Origin of the sequence: Roseovarius sp. B08, assembly GCF_051417955.1 — a bacterium.
In the GTDB taxonomy this organism is placed as follows: domain Bacteria; phylum Pseudomonadota; class Alphaproteobacteria; order Rhodobacterales; family Rhodobacteraceae; genus Roseovarius.
On sequence record NZ_JBPRLW010000001.1, the window covers coordinates 1,166,009 to 1,183,092 of the forward strand.

The following is a 17,084-nucleotide window of genomic DNA, read 5'->3' on the forward strand; positions in this document are numbered from 1 at the left end:
TGCCGGGTAAAAACACCTAACCATATACGTCATTCGACGTATACTGCATCGCAGCAATCCCTGCCAGCTTGTCCGCCAGAGGCACACTCGTCCCGTCTCACCGACTGTTGCACTGACAAGGAGGCACTATGTCTGACAGCAAAAAATCATCCGGAATCAACAATCTCAGCCGCCGCGCCGTTCTCGCGGGTGGGGCCGCGCTTTCGGCGTCTCTGTTCACGCCGAAAATGCTGCGCGCGCAAGATTACCCGACTGCAGAGGTCAACACCACGGGCCTGGCCGTCACCGACGATACCGTGACCTGCGGGATCCTGCACTCGGTCACCGGCACGATGGCGATCTCGGAAACCGGCTCGGTTCAGGCCGAGAAGCTGGCGATCGAACAGATCAACGCGCAGGGGGTATCCTGGGCCGCAAGATCGAGTACATCCAGGAAGACGGCGCATCCGACTGGCCGACCTTCGCCGAAAAGGCGCGCAAGCTGCTGGTGCAGGACAAGGTCGCGTCGGTCATGGGCTGCTGGACCTCGGCCAGCCGCAAGGCTGTGCTGCCGGTCTTCGAACAGAACAACGGCTTCCTCTACTATCCCACCTTCTATGAGGGCCTCGAGGAAAGCCCGAACGTCATCTACACCGGTCAGGAAGCCACGCAGCAGATCATCGCGGGCCTCAACTGGGTGAACCAGACCAAAGGCGCCAAGTCGTTCTACCTGCTCGGGTCCGATTACATCTGGCCGCGCACCTCGAACAAGATCGCCCGCAAGCATATCGAGAACTTCATGGAGGGCTGCGAGGTCGTGGGCGAGGAATACTATCCGCTTGGCCACACCCAGTTTAACTCGGTCATCAACAAGATCCGCCTGCGCAAGCCCGACGTGATCTATGCCATCGTCGTGGGCGGCTCGAACGTGGCCTTCTACAAGCAGCTCAAGGCCGCAGGCATCGACCCGGCCGAGGAAAGCCCGATCGTCCTGACCATCTCGGTCACCGAGGACGAGATCCGCGGCATCGGCGGCGAGAACATCGACGGCGCCTATGCCTGCATGAAGTATTTCCAGAGCCTCGAGAACGAGAACAACCAGGAATTCGTTTCGGCCTTCAAGGAAATGTGGGGCGAGGACATCGTCATCGGCGATGTGACGCAGGCGGCCTATCTTGGCCCGTGGCTGTGGAAGGCGGCGGTCGAAAAGGCCGGCTCGTTTGACGTCGACAAGGTGCGTGAGGCCAGCCCGGGCATCGAGCTTGAGACGGCGCCCGAGGGTTACGTCAAGGTCCACGAAAACCACCACCTGTGGTCCAAGACACGGGTCGGCCGCGCCAAGACGGACGGCCAGTACGATGTGGTTTACGAGACCGCCGACCTCGTCGAGCCCGATCCCTTCCCCGAAGGTTACCAGTAAGCGCTGACCGCGTCCGGCCCGAATGCGTAACCGGGCCGGGCGCGAACCGCGCTCCGCCTGCGCCGCGTGTCAGAAATGCGCGGCGCAGGCATGACCTCCTGCGATCTGCTGCCCCCTTCCAGAAACGGAAAGACGTTCCATGTTCTCAGACTATTCCATGAGCGAGCTGACCGCGATCTTTGCCATGCAGGGATTTGCCGGTCTCATCCTGTTTTCGGTCTTCGTCCTCATGGCGCTCGGCCTTGCGATCATCTTCGGCCAGATGGGCGTCATCAACATGGCGCATGGCGAATTCATGATCCTCGGCGCCTACGTGACCTACCTGATGTCGAACCTTTTCGCCGATTACATGCCGGCGCTGTTCAGCATCTATTTCTTCATCGCAATGATCTTCGCGTTCATCGCGTCCGGGGCGCTGGGAATGCTCGTGGAATGGGCGCTTATACGTCATCTCTACAAACGCCCGCTCGACACGCTGCTGGCGACATGGGGCCTAAGCCTGATCCTGCAACAACTTTACCGCACCGTCTTTGGCGCGCGCGAGGTGGGCGTCACGATCCCCGACTGGATGATGGGCTCGCTGCCGCTTACCGACCTGATCGAAGTGCCCATAAACGGCATTTTCGTGATGGTGCTCGCCATCGGCATCTCGGTCGCCGTCTACGTCATGCTCTATCGCTCGGGCTGGGGCAAGCAGGTGCGCGCGATCAACAACAATCGTCAGATGGCCGATGCCGTGGGCATCAACACCGCCTGGACGGATCGCATGACATTCGCCATCGGCTGCGGCGTGGCGGGGGTGGCAGGCTCGGCCTTTACCATGATCGGCTCTACCGGGCCGACGGCGGGACAGCTTTATATCGTCGACACCTTCCTCGTGGTCGTGTTCGGCGGCGCGGGCAGCCTTCTGGGCACCATCGCCAGCGCCTTCTCGATCAGCCAGGCACAGTCGATCATGGAGTTCTTCATCTCCGGCTCGATGGCCAAGGTCCTCACTCTCCTGACGGTGGTCGGCATCCTGATGCTGCGCCCGCAGGGCCTCTTCTCCCTGAAACTGCGCAAGTAAGCCGGAGGCACCAATGCACCCCATGCCGATCAAACACCCCTTCCTGACCCGGCGCGACATTGTCGGCTATGCGATCCTCGCCGCGGTTATCTTCGTCGTCTTCCCGCTGCTGCTGGAGCCCTTCCGCCTCAACCTCTTCGGCAAGTACCTGACCTATGCCTTCGTCGCGGTCGGCCTCGTGCTCTGCTGGGGCGTGGGGGGCATCCTCAGCCTGGGGCAGGGCATCTTCTTCGGGCTGGGCGGCTACTGCATGGCCATGTTCCTCAAGCTGGAGGCCTCGACGCCGGAAAACACCTCGATCCAGTCAACGCCGGGCATCCCCGATTTCATGGACTGGAACCAGCTGACGGCCCTGCCGTGGTGGTGGGAGCCGTTCAACTCGCTCTTCTTCACCTTCATCGCGGTGGTTATCGTACCGGTGGCCTTTGCCTTCATCATCGGAGTGGCCATGTTCCGCCGCCGCGTGGGGGGCGTCTACTTTGCCATCATCACCCAGGCCATCGCCGCGATCCTGACGATCCTGATCATCGGCCAGCAGGGCTTTACCGGCGGCGTCAACGGTATCACCGACCTGCGCACCTTCAACGGCTGGGATATCCGCACCGACGAAGCCAAGACGCTGCTTTACTTCGTCAACGGCGCGTTGCTCTTTGCTGTGCTGCTGATCGCGCAGTTTGTGCGCAAGTCGAAGCTGGGCCGCCTTCTGATCGCCATGCGCGACCAGGAAGACCGCGTGCGGTTCTCGGGCTATGACGTGGCCAACTTCAAGATCTTCGTCTTCTGTCTCGGTGCGGGGTTCGCCGCCATCGGCGGGGCGATGTTCACGCTGCAGGTGGGCTTCATGTCCCCGACCTTCGTGGGCATCGTGCCCTCGATCGAGATGGTGATCTACGCCGCCGTCGGTGGGCGGCTTTCGATCATCGGCGCGGTCTACGGCACGCTTTTGGTGAACTATGCCAAGACCACCTTTTCCGAAAGCTTCCCGGAACTCTGGCTTTTCGGTCTGGGCGCGCTCTTCATCGCGGTCGTGATGGCCTTCCCGAACGGTCTCGCCGGTCTCTGGGCCGATCATGTCGAACCGCGGCTGAAATCGCTCTGGCCGCGCGGCGATGCGAAACACCCCGCATCCACGACCCCGGCCACGGCCGAAGAAACCCCGGCGGAATGAGGTAAGACATGCTGGATTACGATAACCAGAACTTCGTGCTGATGGTCGAGGACCTTACGGTTTCGTTCGACGGGTTCAAGGCGGTCAACGACCTCAGCTTCTATGTCGAACCCAACGAGTGCCGGGTGATCATCGGCCCCAACGGTGCGGGCAAGACCACCGTGCTCGATCTCATCTGCGGGCGCACCCGCGCCACATCGGGCTCGGTCGCCTTCAAGGGCAAGGACCTGCTGAAGATGCGCGAGGACCAGATCGTGCATGCCGGGGTGGGGCGCAAGTTCCAGACGCCGTCAGTTTATGAGGATCTGACTGTCTTTGCCAATCTCGAGCTCAGCTATCCCAAGGGCCACGGTGTCTTCGGCGCGCTGTTCTTCAAGCGCGACGAGGCGGTGCGCAAGCGGATCGAGGAAATCGCCGAGATGATCTTCCTCAGCGATCACCTGACCCAGAAGGCCGCCTTCCTGAGCCACGGCCAGAAACAGTGGCTGGAGATCGGGATGCTGCTTATCCAGGATCCCGAGCTCTTGATGCTCGATGAGCCGGTCGCCGGCATGTCCGTGGCCGAGCGCAAGAAGACAGCGGAGCTTCTCAACCGGATCATCGCCGACCGCTCGGTCATCGTGATCGAGCACGACATGGGCTTTGTCGCCGACATCGCGACGCGCGTGACCGTCCTGCACCAGGGCCAGGTCCTGTCGGAAGGTTCGATGGAACACGTGCAGGCCGACCCCAAGGTCGTCGAAGTCTACCTTGGCCACTAATCAGGAGAACGCAAATGTTGAACGTCAAAGATCTCCGCTCCTCCTACGGCGAAAGCGAGGTGCTGCACGGGCTCGACCTCGATGTGAAACCGGGCGAGATCGTCGCCATCATGGGGCGCAACGGGATGGGCAAGACTACGCTGATGAAGACGCTCATGGGCATCATGCCCACCAAAGCCGGCGCGGTCAGCATCGAAGGCAACGAGGTCACCAATCTCAAACCCTATCAACGCGTTGCCAACGGCATCGCCTACGTACCACAGGGCCGGATGATCTTTTCGACGATGACCGTGAAGGAGAACGTCGAGACGGGCCTTACGTCCACCGGCGAGAAATCCGTGCCAGAGGACATCTACGAACTCTTTCCGGTGCTGTTGGAAATGAAGTCGCGCCGCGGCGGCAACCTGTCGGGCGGCCAGCAACAGCAGCTCGCCATCGCCCGCGCGCTCGCGTCCAAGCCCAAGGTGTTGCTGCTCGATGAACCGACCGAGGGCATCCAGCCCTCGATCATTCGCGAAATGGCCCGCACCCTGCGCCGCATTCGCGACGAAAAGGGGCTGTCCATCATCGTCTCCGAGCAGGTCCTGACCTTCGCGCTCGACGTGGCGGATCGGGTCGTCGTTCTGGAGAACGGCACCTTCGTCCACGACAGCCCGCGCGAGGGCATCGACGAGGCGAAAGTCTCGAAATTCCTATCCGTCTGACTAAAACTGAAGAGAGGACAACATGGCAGATACGCTTATCTCGGTCGATCTTTCCGAAAGCCCGCACACCAACGAGGCGGTGCACAACCGCTGGCACCCGGACATCCCGATCGCCGTCTGGGTCGAGCCGGGGGACGATTTCAAGATAGAGACCTACGACTGGACCGGCGGCCAGATCAAGAATGATGACGATGCCGCCGACGTGCGGGACGTGGAACTGGAACAGGTCCACTACCTGTCGGGGCCCATCGGCGTCAAAGGCGCCGAACCGGGTGACCTGCTGAAGGTTCACATCCTCGATATCGGCGCCAAGGAAGAGATGAACTGGGGCTTCAACGGGTTCTTTTCGAAACAGAATGGCGGCGGCTTCCTGACGGATCACTTCCCCGAGGCGCAGAAATCCATCTGGGATTTCCACGGTATGTTCACCTCGTCCCGCCACGTGCCGGGGGTCAAGTATGCGGGTCTTATCCACCCCGGCCTGATCGGCTGTCTGCCCGACCGCAAGATGCTGGACATGTGGAACACGCGTGAGAAAGCGCTGGTGGACACCGATCCCGACCGCGTGCCGCCCCTCGCCGCTCTGCCCGATACCCAGTCGGCGCATATGGGCAAGCTGACTGGCGACGAGAAGATGAAAGCGGCCGGCGAAGCCGCCCGCACCGTTCCGCCGCGCGAACATGGCGGCAACTGCGACATCAAGGACCTGTCCCGCGGCTCGACCTGCTATTTCCCGGTCTATGTCGATGGCGCGGGCCTTTCCATGGGCGACCTGCACTTCAGCCAGGGGGATGGCGAAATCACCTTTTGCGGCGCCATCGAGATGGCCGGTTGGCTGCATATTCAGGTCGAACTGGTCAAAGGCGGGATGGAGAAGTACGGGATCAAGAACCCGATCTTCAAACCCTCGCCGATCACGCCGAAATACGACGATTACCTGATTTTCGAGGGCATCTCGGTCGATGAAAGCGGCGAGCAGCATTACCTCGACGTGCACGTCGCCTATCGCCAGGCGTGCCTGAATGCGATCGAGTACCTCAAGAAGTTCGGCTATACCGGAGCACAGGCCTACGCGATCCTCGGAACCGCACCGGTGCAGGGGCATATCTCGGGTGTGGTGGACATTCCCAACGCCTGTGCCACGCTCTGGCTGCCGAACGAGATCTTCGATTTCGACATCATGCCGGGCTCGGACGGACCGACCAAGCATCTGGATGGCTCGGTCGATATCCCGTTGGCCCCAGACCTCTGAGACCCCGATTGCCAGACGGGCCACTGACGTGGCCCGTCGATCCAGTTGCGCGGAGATTTCAATGCCTTACTATGACTACAGCTGCCCTGAATGCGGTCCCTTCACCGATTTTGCCGCGATGGCGGACTTCGACAAACCTTGCGCCTGCCCCACCTGTGAGGCAACCGCCCCGCGCGTTCTGTTGCGCGCCCCGGCGTTTGCCAACATGGAAGGAAGCAAGCGTGCCGCGATGGCGACAAACGAACGCAGCCAGCACGCGCCCAAATCCACCAAGTCCCATGGACCCGGCTGTTCGTGCTGCTCTGCAAGCTCAAAAAAGCTACCCAGTCGCACACTCCGCCGCGCGGACGGTTCCAAGAGTTTCCCTTCCTCCCGCCCTTGGATGATAAGTCATTGACCGACAACGCAGCGTAAAAAAACGATGTTCGACCTGCGGCGATGGACAATATCTTTTACGATCGCCTTTTCTGGGAGAGCCTGGCAAACTTTGAACGCGCTCCCATCCGAAGCACGGGGTCGGCGCAGCGACGTTTTACAGGTGTTAAGCTCGCCGCGACTGACCTGAGATGTCTGATGCGCTCGCGTCGGACATTCGCTGCGAATGTCGTGAACTACCGCTTTGGGCCGTTCGATCCGCCAGGAGGGTGGATTCCCGACTTTCGTTGCTTCGGCGGACGAATCCGGTATCTATCTGATCGCTTTAGATTTAACCGTTTTTAACGATGCCCAGTCCACCCTCTGTCATCGGTGAACGCCCGCGCTTCCGAAATGGTCGTGCGTCTGTATCCTTCCGGGAGCCCCGCCAAGGGGCGCACCGGCGTGTCGGACGCAACGAACAAGATGTTCCCCCGATCGCGCTGGTTCAACGCACCGTTGACGACCTCCACATGGGGGAAAAGGTCCCGCAGGATCGCGTTGACCCCACGCGCCAGCGGGCCGTCCTCGGTATCGATCAGGTTCACATATATTGGCCCGTCGACGATGTCGCGCAGGCGGGCGAACGTCTCCAAGGTGACCAGGTGCGCGGGGACGGAGTTCGAGGAGAACGCGTCCATCACCACGGCGTCGAAGCGTCGTTCCGTCTCGTTCAGGTAGACTCGGCCATCGGCATGCACGAGGCCGAGGCGCCCGTTGGTGGCTTCGGCGGAATCGGAAGCATCGTAACCGGCCCGGGCAATCATCTGGCTGGCGCGGGGCATGTGCGTTCGCACGACCTCGGTCACCAAGGGGTCGATTTCGACGGCCACGGCGGACGCATCCGGGCGTGTCTCCAGTAGCTTCGTGGGGAGCGTGTAGCCGCCGCCACCGATGAACAGAACCGACGGTGCGGTGCCGAGGTCGCGCTGCATCCGGGACCAGAGCCACTCGGTGTATCTGAGCCCGAGTCCGACGGTATTGTCCGCGGCGCCGGGCGGCACGCGCCGTTCGGAGGCTTGCATGATGCCGTCCGAGATCAGCCGCACCTCCGGCCCGCGCTTTTCCACATGGAGGCAGGACAGACCGGACTCGAACTGGCATGACGGGGGGGCTGCAATCCCCGCGAAGGCGACGAACCCGACGGCGGCTACGGTGATGCCCTTGTCGCCCGGCTTCCCTCCACGAAGGAACGGCAGGCAGAGGAGCGCCGCCGCACCGCAGGCGGCGAAGGTCATGGTCGAGCCGATCAGCGGAAGCGTGACGAAGCCGGCGAGGATGGCACCAAAGATCGCGCCGACCGATCCGGCGGCCATGACGATGCCCAGCGACGAGCCCTCGCGGCCCGGCCGCGCCTCGATGGCGAACTTGGCCAGCAGCGGTGACGGCAGGGTCACGGCGACCGAGGCCGGGAAGAAGACAACGAGCACGGTGATGATCATCCCCCAGGTGCCCCGCGCGCCGGAGGCATGGAATGCACTGAGCAGCGTCGGCGACACGGCCATGAGAACCGCCGTTGCGATCAGCGCGGCGCGGACATTCCCAATTGCAACGGCCCGGGGACGTTCTGCCACGAAGCCGCCCAGGGCGCTGCCGAGAGAGAAGCCGCCAAGCACCGTGGCGATGACAGTGGTCCAGGTCAGGAGCGAGGTTCCGAAGAAGGGCGCGAGGACACGACCGGCGGCGATCTCGTATGTCAGGCCGACGGCGGACAGGACGAGGATCAGAAGGATGGTGATCGAGAAACGGATGGTGGCCTCCGGGGGCGATGTGGTGCGGGCTCAGTCTGTCGTCCAGGCGGACGGGTATTGTGTGTCATACACCTAGGACAAGGCCCCCGTGAAGTTCGTGTCTATCACGGTCCCATTGTAAGCGATCAGGTTGAAGCGACGCATTTCCGATCAGCACAGCGGACATGGCGTTTCGAGCTTGCCAATGACTGCTCAGGGCCGGTCCTACCGAGCTTCAGGTATCTACTTCCCGAAACCGGACTGTAGCTTCGGTACAGAAAATCGGTAAAGAGGGCTCGTTGCGAACCTTCTCTGCAGGCGCAACTTTCGGTGATATGCTCTATTGCCAACGTCGGGTTGGCGTTGAGGCAGGGAGTGGCGGATCGGAGTAACCGCCATGACAATTGCGAACTTACCTACAATTCGAGCCTGCAGACCCGCTTGGAACAAAGGCCGTGTTATCGGCCAGAAGTGACCCTTGCTGCCCAAGCACGTTTGGGCCATTCGCGTTCGTCTTGAGATCGCCGAGAACCACCGGGGCCTGGCTCTGTTCAACCTCGCCATCGACAGCAAACTGCGAGGGTGTGATCTGGTAAAGCTCAAGGTGAGCGACGTCTATGCCTCCGGCCAAGTGAAGGAGCGCGCTTCGGTCATCCAAAGCAAGACGCAGAGGTCGGTGCGTTTCGAGATCACAGAGGGCACACGCCGTGCATTCTGGTCTCAGGGAACGCGGCCATCCCGCAAGGCTTTGAAACCACGGCAGAGTGCCGAGTCTACCTTGCATGGTCTGGATTGCAGGAAGTGCGTGGCTGTGCGGCCAGTCTCCGGCTATCCGGTCTCGGGTCCGAAACCCCGATTTACAGGGAATTTACAGGGAAATCTAACGATTGGAGGCGGGTTTTCGGGCTGATCAGCTTATTTCGGCCCGGATGTAGTTCGCTTTATTAATGAGTTAGGCCGCAATTCCCTGTTCCTGCAAAAACAGGGAATTTTGCCGCGCGCATCAGGGAAAAATCACGAGTGATCAGGGAAATATTCTTGAGGTTACACGGAATGCCGATCTCAACGCAGCACGCTATCGAAACCCTGGCTCGCCGAGTTCGCGATGATAGGGGTCCGGTTCCTCGTCGAGGTCGTCTGGCCCAGGCGTGTCGGCCCAGAGCAGGGTCACAGCATGTCCGGACGGTGATCGGCGCGTCTGCTCAAATATCTCGATATCGTCGCGGCTGGTCCAGGCCATGGGCGGAGACTCCGAGAAATCCGTAAAGCCCGACTTACTGCTCGCGTGCACGCGGAAGGCTTGCGTGGTCTGGGGCAGACGATCTCCCTTCCTAAGCTGGACAAAGGGGAAGCCGTTATTTTTGTCCCAATACCTAACTTGGCCATCCTTCGACCAAACAGCAGCAAGTGGCTCCGGCCGTCGCTCAATCATTCTCCGAACGCACGCCTCTACGCTGATGTCGAATGCCACACACAGGCGCACGGCGTCCTGCAAATCTGGCTCGCTGGAAAGCATCTCGTCGAGCGCTTTGACGGGAGCGAGGAGACCGATCGCGAACTGGTTGGCCTGGGTCTCCTGTTTTTGGTGCCGGCGGCCTTCGCGGGTTTCTTTCAGGTCCTGTGCGCGACACCGGAAACCCGCTTCCGAAGACAGCACGTGATGCTCCAACAGGAAGTGCCCCAGTTCATGCGCGATCGTGAACCTCGCCCGGCGGAACCCGCCGCGGGTATTGGCGAGGATCGCGCCGATGCTGCGTGCCTGATCCGTCAGCAGCATGCCCTCGAACCCATCAAAGCTGCCAGTCCGGACTTCGGAGATATCCAAGGCGGTCGCGATGTCCTCCACGGGCACCGGCAAGACAAGATCGCCCATCTGCGTGTGGATAGCCTTCGCCAACCGGTCGGGCTGGCGGATGTCAAAGAAATCAATCCTGTCGAGCTTCACGCGTCAGCCCGCTTTCTGCGCCCGTGTTCTAAGGGACTTGATCATGTCCTCGACGACGGCCCGGTCTCCGTCGGACAAATTTTCAAACCCGCGATGCAGGCGTTCGATCTGCAAAGCGGCGGCATCGGGCTCGTCTGCATTGCCCACGAGCGTGTCGATCGACACCCCGAAATGCCGTGCCAGCTTCTGGACAAGTTCAAAGGAGGGATTGCTCGTGCGTCCCTTCTCGAGTTCCCAGACATGCGCTTTCGATACGCCAACCGAATTTGCCACCTGTTGCAGGGACTGGCCGCTCTTCTGACGCAGGCTGAACAGACGTTCTCCGATCCCCATATCCGCTCTCCCGTTTGATGTGTCGAACGACACGATACACCCGCGCTTTACGAATGGCCAGTCGCTTGATGTATCTTACGACGGCGGTCGATTCTTGCGATCGACCTTCGAGCGGAACAAGAAAGGAGCCGGACATGGCCCACGCAGAAATAGAACTGATCGCGATCAGCGATCCCAAACCCTGGGCGCGCAATGCCCGGACGCATTCGAAGAAGCAGGTGCGCCAGATTGCGGAGAGTATCGAGACCTTCGGGTTCACGAACCCTGTCCTGATAGACGAGCGAAGGACGATCCTGGCAGGCCATGGCCGCGTCGAAGCGGCCAGGTTGCTGGGACGCGATGAGGTGCCGTGCCTTCGTCTCGACTACATGAGTGAAGACGAGAAGCGGGCTTACGTTCTGGCTGACAACAAGCTCGCCTTGAACGCCGGCTGGGACGAGGACCTGCTCGCGGCGGAGCTCGGCGCGCTGATGTCGGCGGATCTCGACTTTGATGTCTCCATCACCGGCTTCTCCATACCGGAGATCGACGGTGTGCTGGCCAGCGTTGCGCCCGAAGAGCCGGGCGATCCCGAGGATGATCTGTTGCCTGGCGAGACTGCGTCCCGGGTGCGGGAAGGCGACGTGTGGCAGTTGGGGCCACATCGGCTGGTTTGCGGTGATGCCCTGGAGGAAAGGGTCGTCGAGCGCCTGATGGGCGGAGAACTCGCGCGGATGGTGTTCAGTGATCCGCCCTACAACGTGAAGATCGACGGTCATGTGGGGAATTCCGGCAAGATCCAGCACCGCGAGTTCGCCACGGCCTCGGGCGAGATGATGGCCTCGGAATTTACCGGGTTCCTGGAGCGCGCCTTCCGGAACATGGCGGATCGCAGCGTCGATGGCTCGATCCATTATCTCTGCATGGACTGGCGGCACATGTCGGAGATGCTGGCAGCGGGGCAGGGGTCTATGACGAACTGAAGAACCTGATCGTCTGGGCCAAGGACAATGGCGGCATGGGCACGTTCTATCGCTCGCGCCACGAGTTGATCTTCGTCTTCAAGAAAGGCAAGGCCGCGCATGTCAACACGTTCGAGCTGGGTCAGCACGGGCGGTACCGCACCAATGTCTGGGAATATCGCGGGGCCAACAGCCGGCACGCAGGGCGGATGGACGAGCTTGCGCTGCACCCGACGGTCAAGCCCGTGCAGATGATCGCCGACGCGATCCGCGATGTCTCGGGTCGCGGTGAGATCGTGCTGGATCTCTTTGGCGGCTCGGGGTCGACCTTGATCGCCGCCGAGAAGACCGGCCGCCGGGGGTATCTTTGCGAACTGGATCCGATCTATTGCGACCGCATTCTCGCAAGGTGGGAAGCCTATGCCAAGGATGAGGCAGAGCAGGTGATGTGCGGGTGGCAGCCGGCGGCCGTGGCGCTGGAGGCCGCGGAATGACGGACAAGAAGATCAAGCTGCCGGTCCAGAAAACTGATGCCGACTACGAGGTGGGATATGCCAAGCCGCCGGCGAATACGCGGTTCAAACCCGGCCAATCCGGCAATCCGAAAGGCCGCCCCAAGGGCGCGAAGAACAAACGCCCGAGGCTCAACGAGGAACGCCTGAAAGGCATTATCCTGGATGAGGCCTACCGCGGCATCACGGTCCGGGACGGGGTCGCAACGTGACGATCCCTATGGCCCAGGCCGTTGTTCGATCCCTTGCGGTCAACGCGGCCAAGGGGCTGCATCGCTCGCAGCGGCTCTTTGCGGAAATGCTCAGTGCGACAGAGCGGCAAAACAAGGAACTTGCGGACGAGTGGTTCAGTACCGCGCTCGACTACAAGATCGAGTGGGAGCGGGAATTGGATCGCCGGCGGCGGTTGGGTATTACGGATCTGCCGGAGCCTGTGCCGCATCCCGACCAGGTCAAGATCGACATGAACACGGCCGAGGCGCGCATCCAAGGGCCAGCCACGAAAGAAGAAAAGGCGCAGCTCGAGCTCTGGCTTGGACGGAAGACGATGTTCGAAGAAGAGCGAGACGAGTTGCTTGAGGACATCAGGGCCGAGGATGACGCCAAAGTCAGGGCTCGCATGGAAGAAGACTTGCAGCAGGTCGATCGGGTGCTGGAAATCATCGAAAAGTTGGTGGAAAGGATTGGGTATTGAAAGGTTAGGGCGCAGCTCGAAAATGTATCTTCGGAATGTTGTTTCCGGCCGGACAGGGCGGGAAGCCGTTATTCTCTGCAGTCGCAAAGCAGTGGGGCTTCAAGATCGTTAGCGGACATGCATCTGGCGTAACATGAGGACTCTGTTCTGCAACGCCGCATGGCCGCTCTGAGCCCGATGCGGACTTTGTTTCAATTTGCAGGAACTGTCCCGAAAGCTAGAGAAAAGAAGCTCCCGGCAAGTGTTACTTGGTATATCCACCTTCGCCGAATGAAGACGGGTTGAGAATGGCGAGGCAGGCATACTCGCTGTCACGGACACCCAGTTTCCGGCAGACATGGCGCGATACGGCATTGTCGGACCGCACGCCGGTATAAAACTCCTCGACACCAAAAGTCTCGTTCATGTGGAGAGCGGCCAGCGCACCGAGATAGAGCGACAGGCTCTGACCGCGGTCCTGGTCACGCGTGGCAAGCATGCCCCACCATGAAGCCTTACCAAAGCGGCTCGCAGGGTGGTTGCGCAGGCAAGCGCCGGCACAGGCTGCAACGCCGCCGTCGGGGGCCTCAAGGCAGAAATAAGCGGCATTGCGCAACCGCCCGAAAAGGACCGGCGTCATTGGCGGCAGTACCCCGCAGGCTACTGCCGTTTCCTCGAGGGCATCGAGGATGCGTGTCGGTGTCTCGGTGCCGATGTGATGCAGTTCATAGCTATCTGGCAGCTTGAAGTCGGCGATATAGTCAGAGCAGATTTCAAGACATTCGCGCCGCCCCATGAACTGGTCCCATCGATCATTCGCAAAACCACGGTCTGCATATTCCTTGGCAAACCCTGCTTCTCGGGATTTGGAGACGTAGTGGTTGACCGTAGCGCCTTGCAGCGATGCGAGTGAGGCCACCTTGTCCAAGTCGGCAAGCTCGGGTCCATCAATGCCCCACATGCGACCTTCGCTGCCGTATGCAGGATCATCCTTCAGCAATGGGGATAACGCATACGCGATCTCTTGCATGCGCTGCTGAGCCTCAGACCCAAAAAACCTTGGCTGCATGACAGACTTCTCCGCAAATGAATTGACCACAAAGACAGGGTGCTGCCGTTCCGGACACAGATCAAGTCTGCATGGGTGGGCCTTGCAGCGGGCGGGGCGCTTAGAAGCTCCAGCAAGCAGATCTCGGCACCGTCTGCTTTGTCCCGTAGTACCGACCTTCACGAACCTTGTAGCGAAAGTCTGTTTTGAGCCCAACATGTTGATGACCGGAGACTGGTCAGGCGTCGGCGGTGACGGCAAAGATTACGGCGGGAAGGTTGTCACGATCCATAAGCGCCAAGGCGACGGCTCGTGGGCAACGGTACTTTATATGTGGAACTGAACAAACCAAGGCCCCTCCGGTCACTCGTTTATTGCGAAATTCCGCAAGATTGGGCAAATGCCCTATTTCGGCGCGTGCTTGTTGCTATTGAGTGTTGGTTATAGCGTCTCTTGCTAGGGGAAGACGGTGCGTCTATAAATCGCCGCTAACCCAACGTCTGCTTCATCCGCGTTGCTGAATTTTTGCACATTGCGGCGAACGTCCTGATCGAGTGCATAACTGCAAATGCTGCAGTCCGAATTAATGGCTGGATTGAGAACTGACAAAAACTTTCGGACTATCCAGGGGCGGGCCACGCGGTTACCGACCCAGAATACCCGAGGTGCGATCACGGGGTGCGCCATGCGCGGGCGCGCTATGCGGGCAAGGGCCGACCCGGGCTGAGTAACACTTTCAGAAATGGAATGGTCAGACTCGCATAGGCAGCGATCAGGCCTGACGACTTTGGTACATCGTCAAGAACGGCGCTGATACGGGTGTCATAGTAGATGTCCTTGCTGATCTTGGGCAGTGACATTTCCGGCAAGGTTCGCGCGGGCATGAACGCGAGAATACCATAGAAATGTGCAATTACAGGTTCATTGCAGCGGATACAGAGCCCTCTCCGAAGAGGTGTTACCGATTTGGTGCGGGTCCATTTGATCTGGTCCCAATCAACGGGTTTCACCTGCCCGCGCCGAAAGACAAGCACATCTGCGAAGCCAGACGCATAGACATTCTGGCAGATTGTGCAATGGCACCTGAACCTGCTGGACGGCATAGCAGTCACTGTCACTTGAGCCTTACCGCAGCCACAAGTTGCAATATCATTTTTCATCCCGTGAGTGTGCTGGAGTATAATTACGGCTGTCAATATTGGAGATAACAGCATCGTAAGCTGCCTTCGACATCGTCGCTGCCAATGGCCGCTACGTTCCGCATTTCGGCCATTCTTCTATATCGCAGCGAATGTACGGTTCGAGCCCAACATGTTGATTGCTGCACGCTAGACGAACGTCGGCTTTCTACGATTTCAATAGAACCTTAAGCGTTGACCCCTTGTATGGTCCTCCTCTACCTCTTCAAGCGTTTGCTCTCTATCTTCGGTCCAAGCTACTTTTCTCGCGTCTAAAGACAATTTCGCCAATGAGAACGTGGGTATGCCCAGTTTTGGTAGTGGGTCACTTTGAAACCCAACTCCTCGGAGGTTTGATTTGCGCAAACGGTTTGAACCGCAGGTTGAGTGCAATGAAATCGCTAGTGTGTTAATACTTTGGTATTGATTTACTGGGAGATGGCGATGGTTGAACTCGTTTTCTTGACTTGTCGACTTTTCGATCCGTCCGAATGCCTAGAAAGAGAATTACTCTTTTACGACGTATCTTTGATGGCCTGCATGATGGGTGCGCAGCCGGTGATGGCCAAGTGGGCCTCTGAAAATCCTGTTTGGCAGGTTTATAGTTGGAAGTGCCGCACGGTGCAGTCGGCTGAGGTCAAAGCGTAAGCAGACCAAGTTGGTCGATGTTGGGCAGCAGACTTAGGTTCGCGGCCCGGTAGAGCTTGGTATTAAGCCCGAAATGGAGATAGGCCGCTGATTTTGCTTCGGTCGCGCTTAAGACTTGCGACCCGTTTTATGTTAGTATTGCTCGCACAAGCTTTGCATCAATGCAGGCTTGAAAAGGGAGGGCTTTTCTAATGATCCAGATACTTCAAATTCGCTATGCTGCTGCCGTAGTTGCGCTGACCGCCGCACTTTCTCAACCCGCTGGGGCCGAAGATATGTCGGCTAAGATCGAGGAACTCAGCGCGGCCTGGGACAGAGCATTCAATCAGGGCGACGCCGATGCGGTGGCAGCAATGTATGCTGAGGATGCCCGGGTCGTAACTGGAGACGGCACAGTAAAGGATGGCCGCGAGGAGATTGAAGCACTGTTCCAAAGCTTCATCGACAGCGGTTTCGGCCAGCACTCCATTGCGGTTTCGCAAGTTCAAGGCACCGATGCCATGGTCTATATGACCGGAGACTGGTCAGGCGTCGGCGGTGACGGCAAAGATTACGGCGGGAAGGTTGTCACGATCCATAAGCGCCAAGGCGACGGCTCGTGGGCAACGGTACTTCATATGTGGAACTGAACAAACCAAGGCCCTTCCGGTCACTCGTTTATTGCGAAATTCCGCAAGATTGGGCAAATGCCCTATTTCGGCGCGTGCTTGTTGCTATTGAGTGTTGGTTATAGCGTCTCTTGCTAGGAGAAGACGGCGCGTCTATAAATCGCCGCTAACCCAACGTCTGCTTCATCCGCGTTGCTGAATTTTTGCACATTGCGGCGAACGTCCTGATCGAGTTCATAACTGCAAATGCTGCTGCCAATGGCCGCTACGTTCTGCATTTCGGCCATTCTTCTATATCGCAGCGAATGTACGGTTCGAGCCCAAATTCAATGATGCTGCGCGACGCGCGAAGGGCAGCAATGCGCAGGAAGCGGAGTTTGCAAAGTTTGGCTCGTTTCCCGACAGCGACCATTCGTGCTGTGTCCGGCGGAATCAAGTCCGAAGGAGAGGATGCTTGCCAATACAAGAACTCTAGAACGCCCAAATTACGCCAAACTCGTCACCTTTTTTCTCGGGTAGTTCGTTCAGTGTTATTCATATCATGGAAAGTCGAAGGACGGGGCAAAAATGACGGCGCATGCACATGACGTTGGCTTGATCGGCAGCAAGCAGCAGATTGAGGTCGCTCCGCAGCTCTCGTTCGAGCAGCCCGAAGCAGTGGCATAAATCCTCTATCTATCTGGCTTGACTACAGGAAACTGAAG

At 59.4% G+C, this 17,084-nt stretch carries 17 protein-coding genes and 2 pseudogenes; 14 read left to right on the plus strand and 5 right to left on the minus strand.

What is annotated here, in order from left to right; genetic code table 11:
• Positions 1-332 precede the first annotated feature (332 nt).
• The 7 genes and pseudogenes from urtA to ACSQ76_RS05915 all read left to right on the plus strand — a co-directional run bounded on the left by urtA (position 333) and on the right by ACSQ76_RS05915 (position 6,747).
• Positions 333-1,399: pseudogene (gene urtA / locus ACSQ76_RS05885) on the plus strand (urea ABC transporter substrate-binding protein).
• A gap of 157 nt (positions 1,400-1,556) precedes the next feature.
• Positions 1,557-2,465 (plus strand): urea ABC transporter permease subunit UrtB, encoded by a 909-nt coding sequence (gene urtB / locus ACSQ76_RS05890; protein WP_437155820.1) that lies wholly within the window; start codon positions 1,557-1,559, stop codon positions 2,463-2,465.
• Between the two features lie 22 nt (positions 2,466-2,487).
• Positions 2,488-3,633 carry an urea ABC transporter permease subunit UrtC gene (gene urtC, locus ACSQ76_RS05895; protein ID WP_437155821.1) on the plus strand — a complete coding sequence of 382 codons (1,146 nt, stop codon included), beginning with the start codon at positions 2,488-2,490 and terminating at the stop codon, positions 3,631-3,633.
• Between the two features lie 8 nt (positions 3,634-3,641).
• Positions 3,642-4,394 (plus strand): urea ABC transporter ATP-binding protein UrtD, encoded by a 753-nt coding sequence (gene urtD, locus ACSQ76_RS05900; RefSeq protein ID WP_437155822.1) that lies wholly within the window; start codon positions 3,642-3,644, stop codon positions 4,392-4,394.
• A gap of 14 nt (positions 4,395-4,408) precedes the next feature.
• Positions 4,409-5,098, plus strand: coding sequence for an urea ABC transporter ATP-binding subunit UrtE (urtE, locus tag ACSQ76_RS05905; protein WP_437155823.1), 690 nt, complete (start codon positions 4,409-4,411; stop codon positions 5,096-5,098).
• Between the two features lie 22 nt (positions 5,099-5,120).
• Positions 5,121-6,350: a formamidase gene (fmdA, locus tag ACSQ76_RS05910; protein ID WP_437155824.1), complete on the plus strand. Its 1,230-nt coding sequence runs from the start codon at positions 5,121-5,123 to the stop codon at positions 6,348-6,350.
• A gap of 61 nt (positions 6,351-6,411) precedes the next feature.
• Positions 6,412-6,747 (plus strand): FmdB family zinc ribbon protein, encoded by a 336-nt coding sequence (locus ACSQ76_RS05915; protein ID WP_437155825.1) that lies wholly within the window; start codon positions 6,412-6,414, stop codon positions 6,745-6,747.
• Between the two features lie 319 nt (positions 6,748-7,066).
• On the opposite strand, the gene ACSQ76_RS05920 is transcribed toward ACSQ76_RS05915, so the two are convergent.
• Positions 7,067-8,515 (minus strand): fused MFS/spermidine synthase, encoded by a 1,449-nt coding sequence (locus tag ACSQ76_RS05920; protein WP_437158167.1) that lies wholly within the window; start codon positions 8,513-8,515, stop codon positions 7,067-7,069.
• A 460-nt stretch (positions 8,516-8,975) separates the two neighbouring features.
• Between ACSQ76_RS05920 and ACSQ76_RS05925 the strand changes: the two are divergent.
• Positions 8,976-9,200 (plus strand): annotated as a pseudogene (locus ACSQ76_RS05925) (integrase); the annotation flags it as partial.
• A gap of 369 nt (positions 9,201-9,569) precedes the next feature.
• Here ACSQ76_RS05925 and ACSQ76_RS05930 read toward each other — a convergent pair.
• Both ACSQ76_RS05930 and ACSQ76_RS05935 read right to left on the minus strand, forming a co-directional pair.
• Positions 9,570-10,439: an ImmA/IrrE family metallo-endopeptidase gene (locus ACSQ76_RS05930; protein WP_437155826.1), complete on the minus strand. Its 870-nt coding sequence runs from the start codon at positions 10,437-10,439 to the stop codon at positions 9,570-9,572.
• A gap of 3 nt (positions 10,440-10,442) precedes the next feature.
• Entirely contained in the window at positions 10,443-10,772 is a 330-nt protein-coding gene (locus tag ACSQ76_RS05935) for a helix-turn-helix domain-containing protein (RefSeq protein ID WP_437155827.1), read from the minus strand.
• 134 nt (positions 10,773-10,906) lie between these two features.
• On the opposite strand from ACSQ76_RS05935, the gene ACSQ76_RS05940 reads away from it, so the two are divergent.
• The 4 genes from ACSQ76_RS05940 to ACSQ76_RS05955 are packed head-to-tail and all read left to right on the plus strand — an operon-like array spanning position 10,907 to position 12,919.
• Complete coding sequence (locus tag ACSQ76_RS05940; protein WP_437155828.1) at positions 10,907-11,734, plus strand: ParB N-terminal domain-containing protein; 828 nt, start codon at positions 10,907-10,909, stop codon at positions 11,732-11,734.
• A gap of 35 nt (positions 11,735-11,769) precedes the next feature.
• Positions 11,770-12,207, plus strand: a complete 438-nt coding sequence (locus ACSQ76_RS05945; protein ID WP_437155829.1) for a DNA-methyltransferase — start codon at positions 11,770-11,772, stop codon at positions 12,205-12,207.
• Positions 12,204-12,437, plus strand: coding sequence for a DUF5681 domain-containing protein (locus ACSQ76_RS05950; RefSeq protein WP_437155830.1), 234 nt, complete (start codon positions 12,204-12,206; stop codon positions 12,435-12,437). The genes ACSQ76_RS05945 and ACSQ76_RS05950 overlap by 4 nt, the downstream gene beginning before the upstream one ends.
• Positions 12,434-12,919 carry a hypothetical protein gene (locus ACSQ76_RS05955; protein WP_437155831.1) on the plus strand — a complete coding sequence of 162 codons (486 nt, stop codon included), beginning with the start codon at positions 12,434-12,436 and terminating at the stop codon, positions 12,917-12,919. The genes ACSQ76_RS05950 and ACSQ76_RS05955 overlap by 4 nt, the downstream gene beginning before the upstream one ends.
• A 244-nt stretch (positions 12,920-13,163) precedes the next feature.
• Here the strand turns inward: ACSQ76_RS05955 and ACSQ76_RS05960 are convergent, their stop codons facing one another.
• A complete protein-coding gene (locus ACSQ76_RS05960) occupies positions 13,164-13,928 on the minus strand; it encodes a hypothetical protein (protein ID WP_437155832.1) in 765 nt (254 codons plus the stop codon).
• 716 nt (positions 13,929-14,644) lie between these two features.
• Complete coding sequence (locus ACSQ76_RS05965; protein ID WP_437155833.1) at positions 14,645-15,160, minus strand: GFA family protein; 516 nt, start codon at positions 15,158-15,160, stop codon at positions 14,645-14,647.
• Positions 15,161-15,568: 408 nt separating this feature from the next.
• Between ACSQ76_RS05965 and ACSQ76_RS05970 the strand changes: the two genes are divergently transcribed.
• The gene (locus tag ACSQ76_RS05970) at positions 15,569-15,772 is read left to right on the plus strand and encodes a hypothetical protein (RefSeq protein ID WP_437155834.1); all 204 of its coding nucleotides are present in this window, start codon (positions 15,569-15,571) and stop codon (positions 15,770-15,772) included.
• Between the two features lie 191 nt (positions 15,773-15,963).
• Positions 15,964-16,401, plus strand: a complete 438-nt coding sequence (locus tag ACSQ76_RS05975; RefSeq protein WP_437155835.1) for a YybH family protein — start codon at positions 15,964-15,966, stop codon at positions 16,399-16,401.
• Positions 16,402-17,084 lie beyond the last annotated feature (683 nt).

What these genes read in the sequence shown, in the direction of transcription:
- urtB (WP_437155820.1), top strand. Translation starts at nt 1,557, where the DNA reads ATGAGCGAGCTGACCGCGATCTTTGCCATGCAGGGATTTGCCGGTCTC.
- urtC (WP_437155821.1), top strand. Translation starts at nt 2,488, where the DNA reads ATGCCGATCAAACACCCCTTCCTGACCCGGCGCGACATTGTCGGCTAT.
- urtD (WP_437155822.1), top strand. Translation starts at nt 3,642, where the DNA reads ATGCTGGATTACGATAACCAGAACTTCGTGCTGATGGTCGAGGACCTT.
- urtE (WP_437155823.1), top strand. Translation starts at nt 4,409, where the DNA reads ATGTTGAACGTCAAAGATCTCCGCTCCTCCTACGGCGAAAGCGAGGTG.
- fmdA (WP_437155824.1), top strand. Translation starts at nt 5,121, where the DNA reads ATGGCAGATACGCTTATCTCGGTCGATCTTTCCGAAAGCCCGCACACC.
- ACSQ76_RS05915 (WP_437155825.1), top strand. Translation starts at nt 6,412, where the DNA reads ATGCCTTACTATGACTACAGCTGCCCTGAATGCGGTCCCTTCACCGAT.
- ACSQ76_RS05935 (WP_437155827.1), bottom strand. Translation starts at nt 10,772, where the DNA reads ATGGGGATCGGAGAACGTCTGTTCAGCCTGCGTCAGAAGAGCGGCCAG.
- ACSQ76_RS05940 (WP_437155828.1), top strand. Translation starts at nt 10,907, where the DNA reads ATGGCCCACGCAGAAATAGAACTGATCGCGATCAGCGATCCCAAACCC.
- ACSQ76_RS05945 (WP_437155829.1), top strand. Translation starts at nt 11,770, where the DNA reads ATGGGCACGTTCTATCGCTCGCGCCACGAGTTGATCTTCGTCTTCAAG.
- ACSQ76_RS05950 (WP_437155830.1), top strand. Translation starts at nt 12,204, where the DNA reads ATGACGGACAAGAAGATCAAGCTGCCGGTCCAGAAAACTGATGCCGAC.
- ACSQ76_RS05960 (WP_437155832.1), bottom strand. Translation starts at nt 13,928, where the DNA reads ATGCAAGAGATCGCGTATGCGTTATCCCCATTGCTGAAGGATGATCCT.
- ACSQ76_RS05965 (WP_437155833.1), bottom strand. Translation starts at nt 15,160, where the DNA reads ATGCTGTTATCTCCAATATTGACAGCCGTAATTATACTCCAGCACACT.
- ACSQ76_RS05970 (WP_437155834.1), top strand. Translation starts at nt 15,569, where the DNA reads ATGGTTGAACTCGTTTTCTTGACTTGTCGACTTTTCGATCCGTCCGAA.
- ACSQ76_RS05975 (WP_437155835.1), top strand. Translation starts at nt 15,964, where the DNA reads ATGATCCAGATACTTCAAATTCGCTATGCTGCTGCCGTAGTTGCGCTG.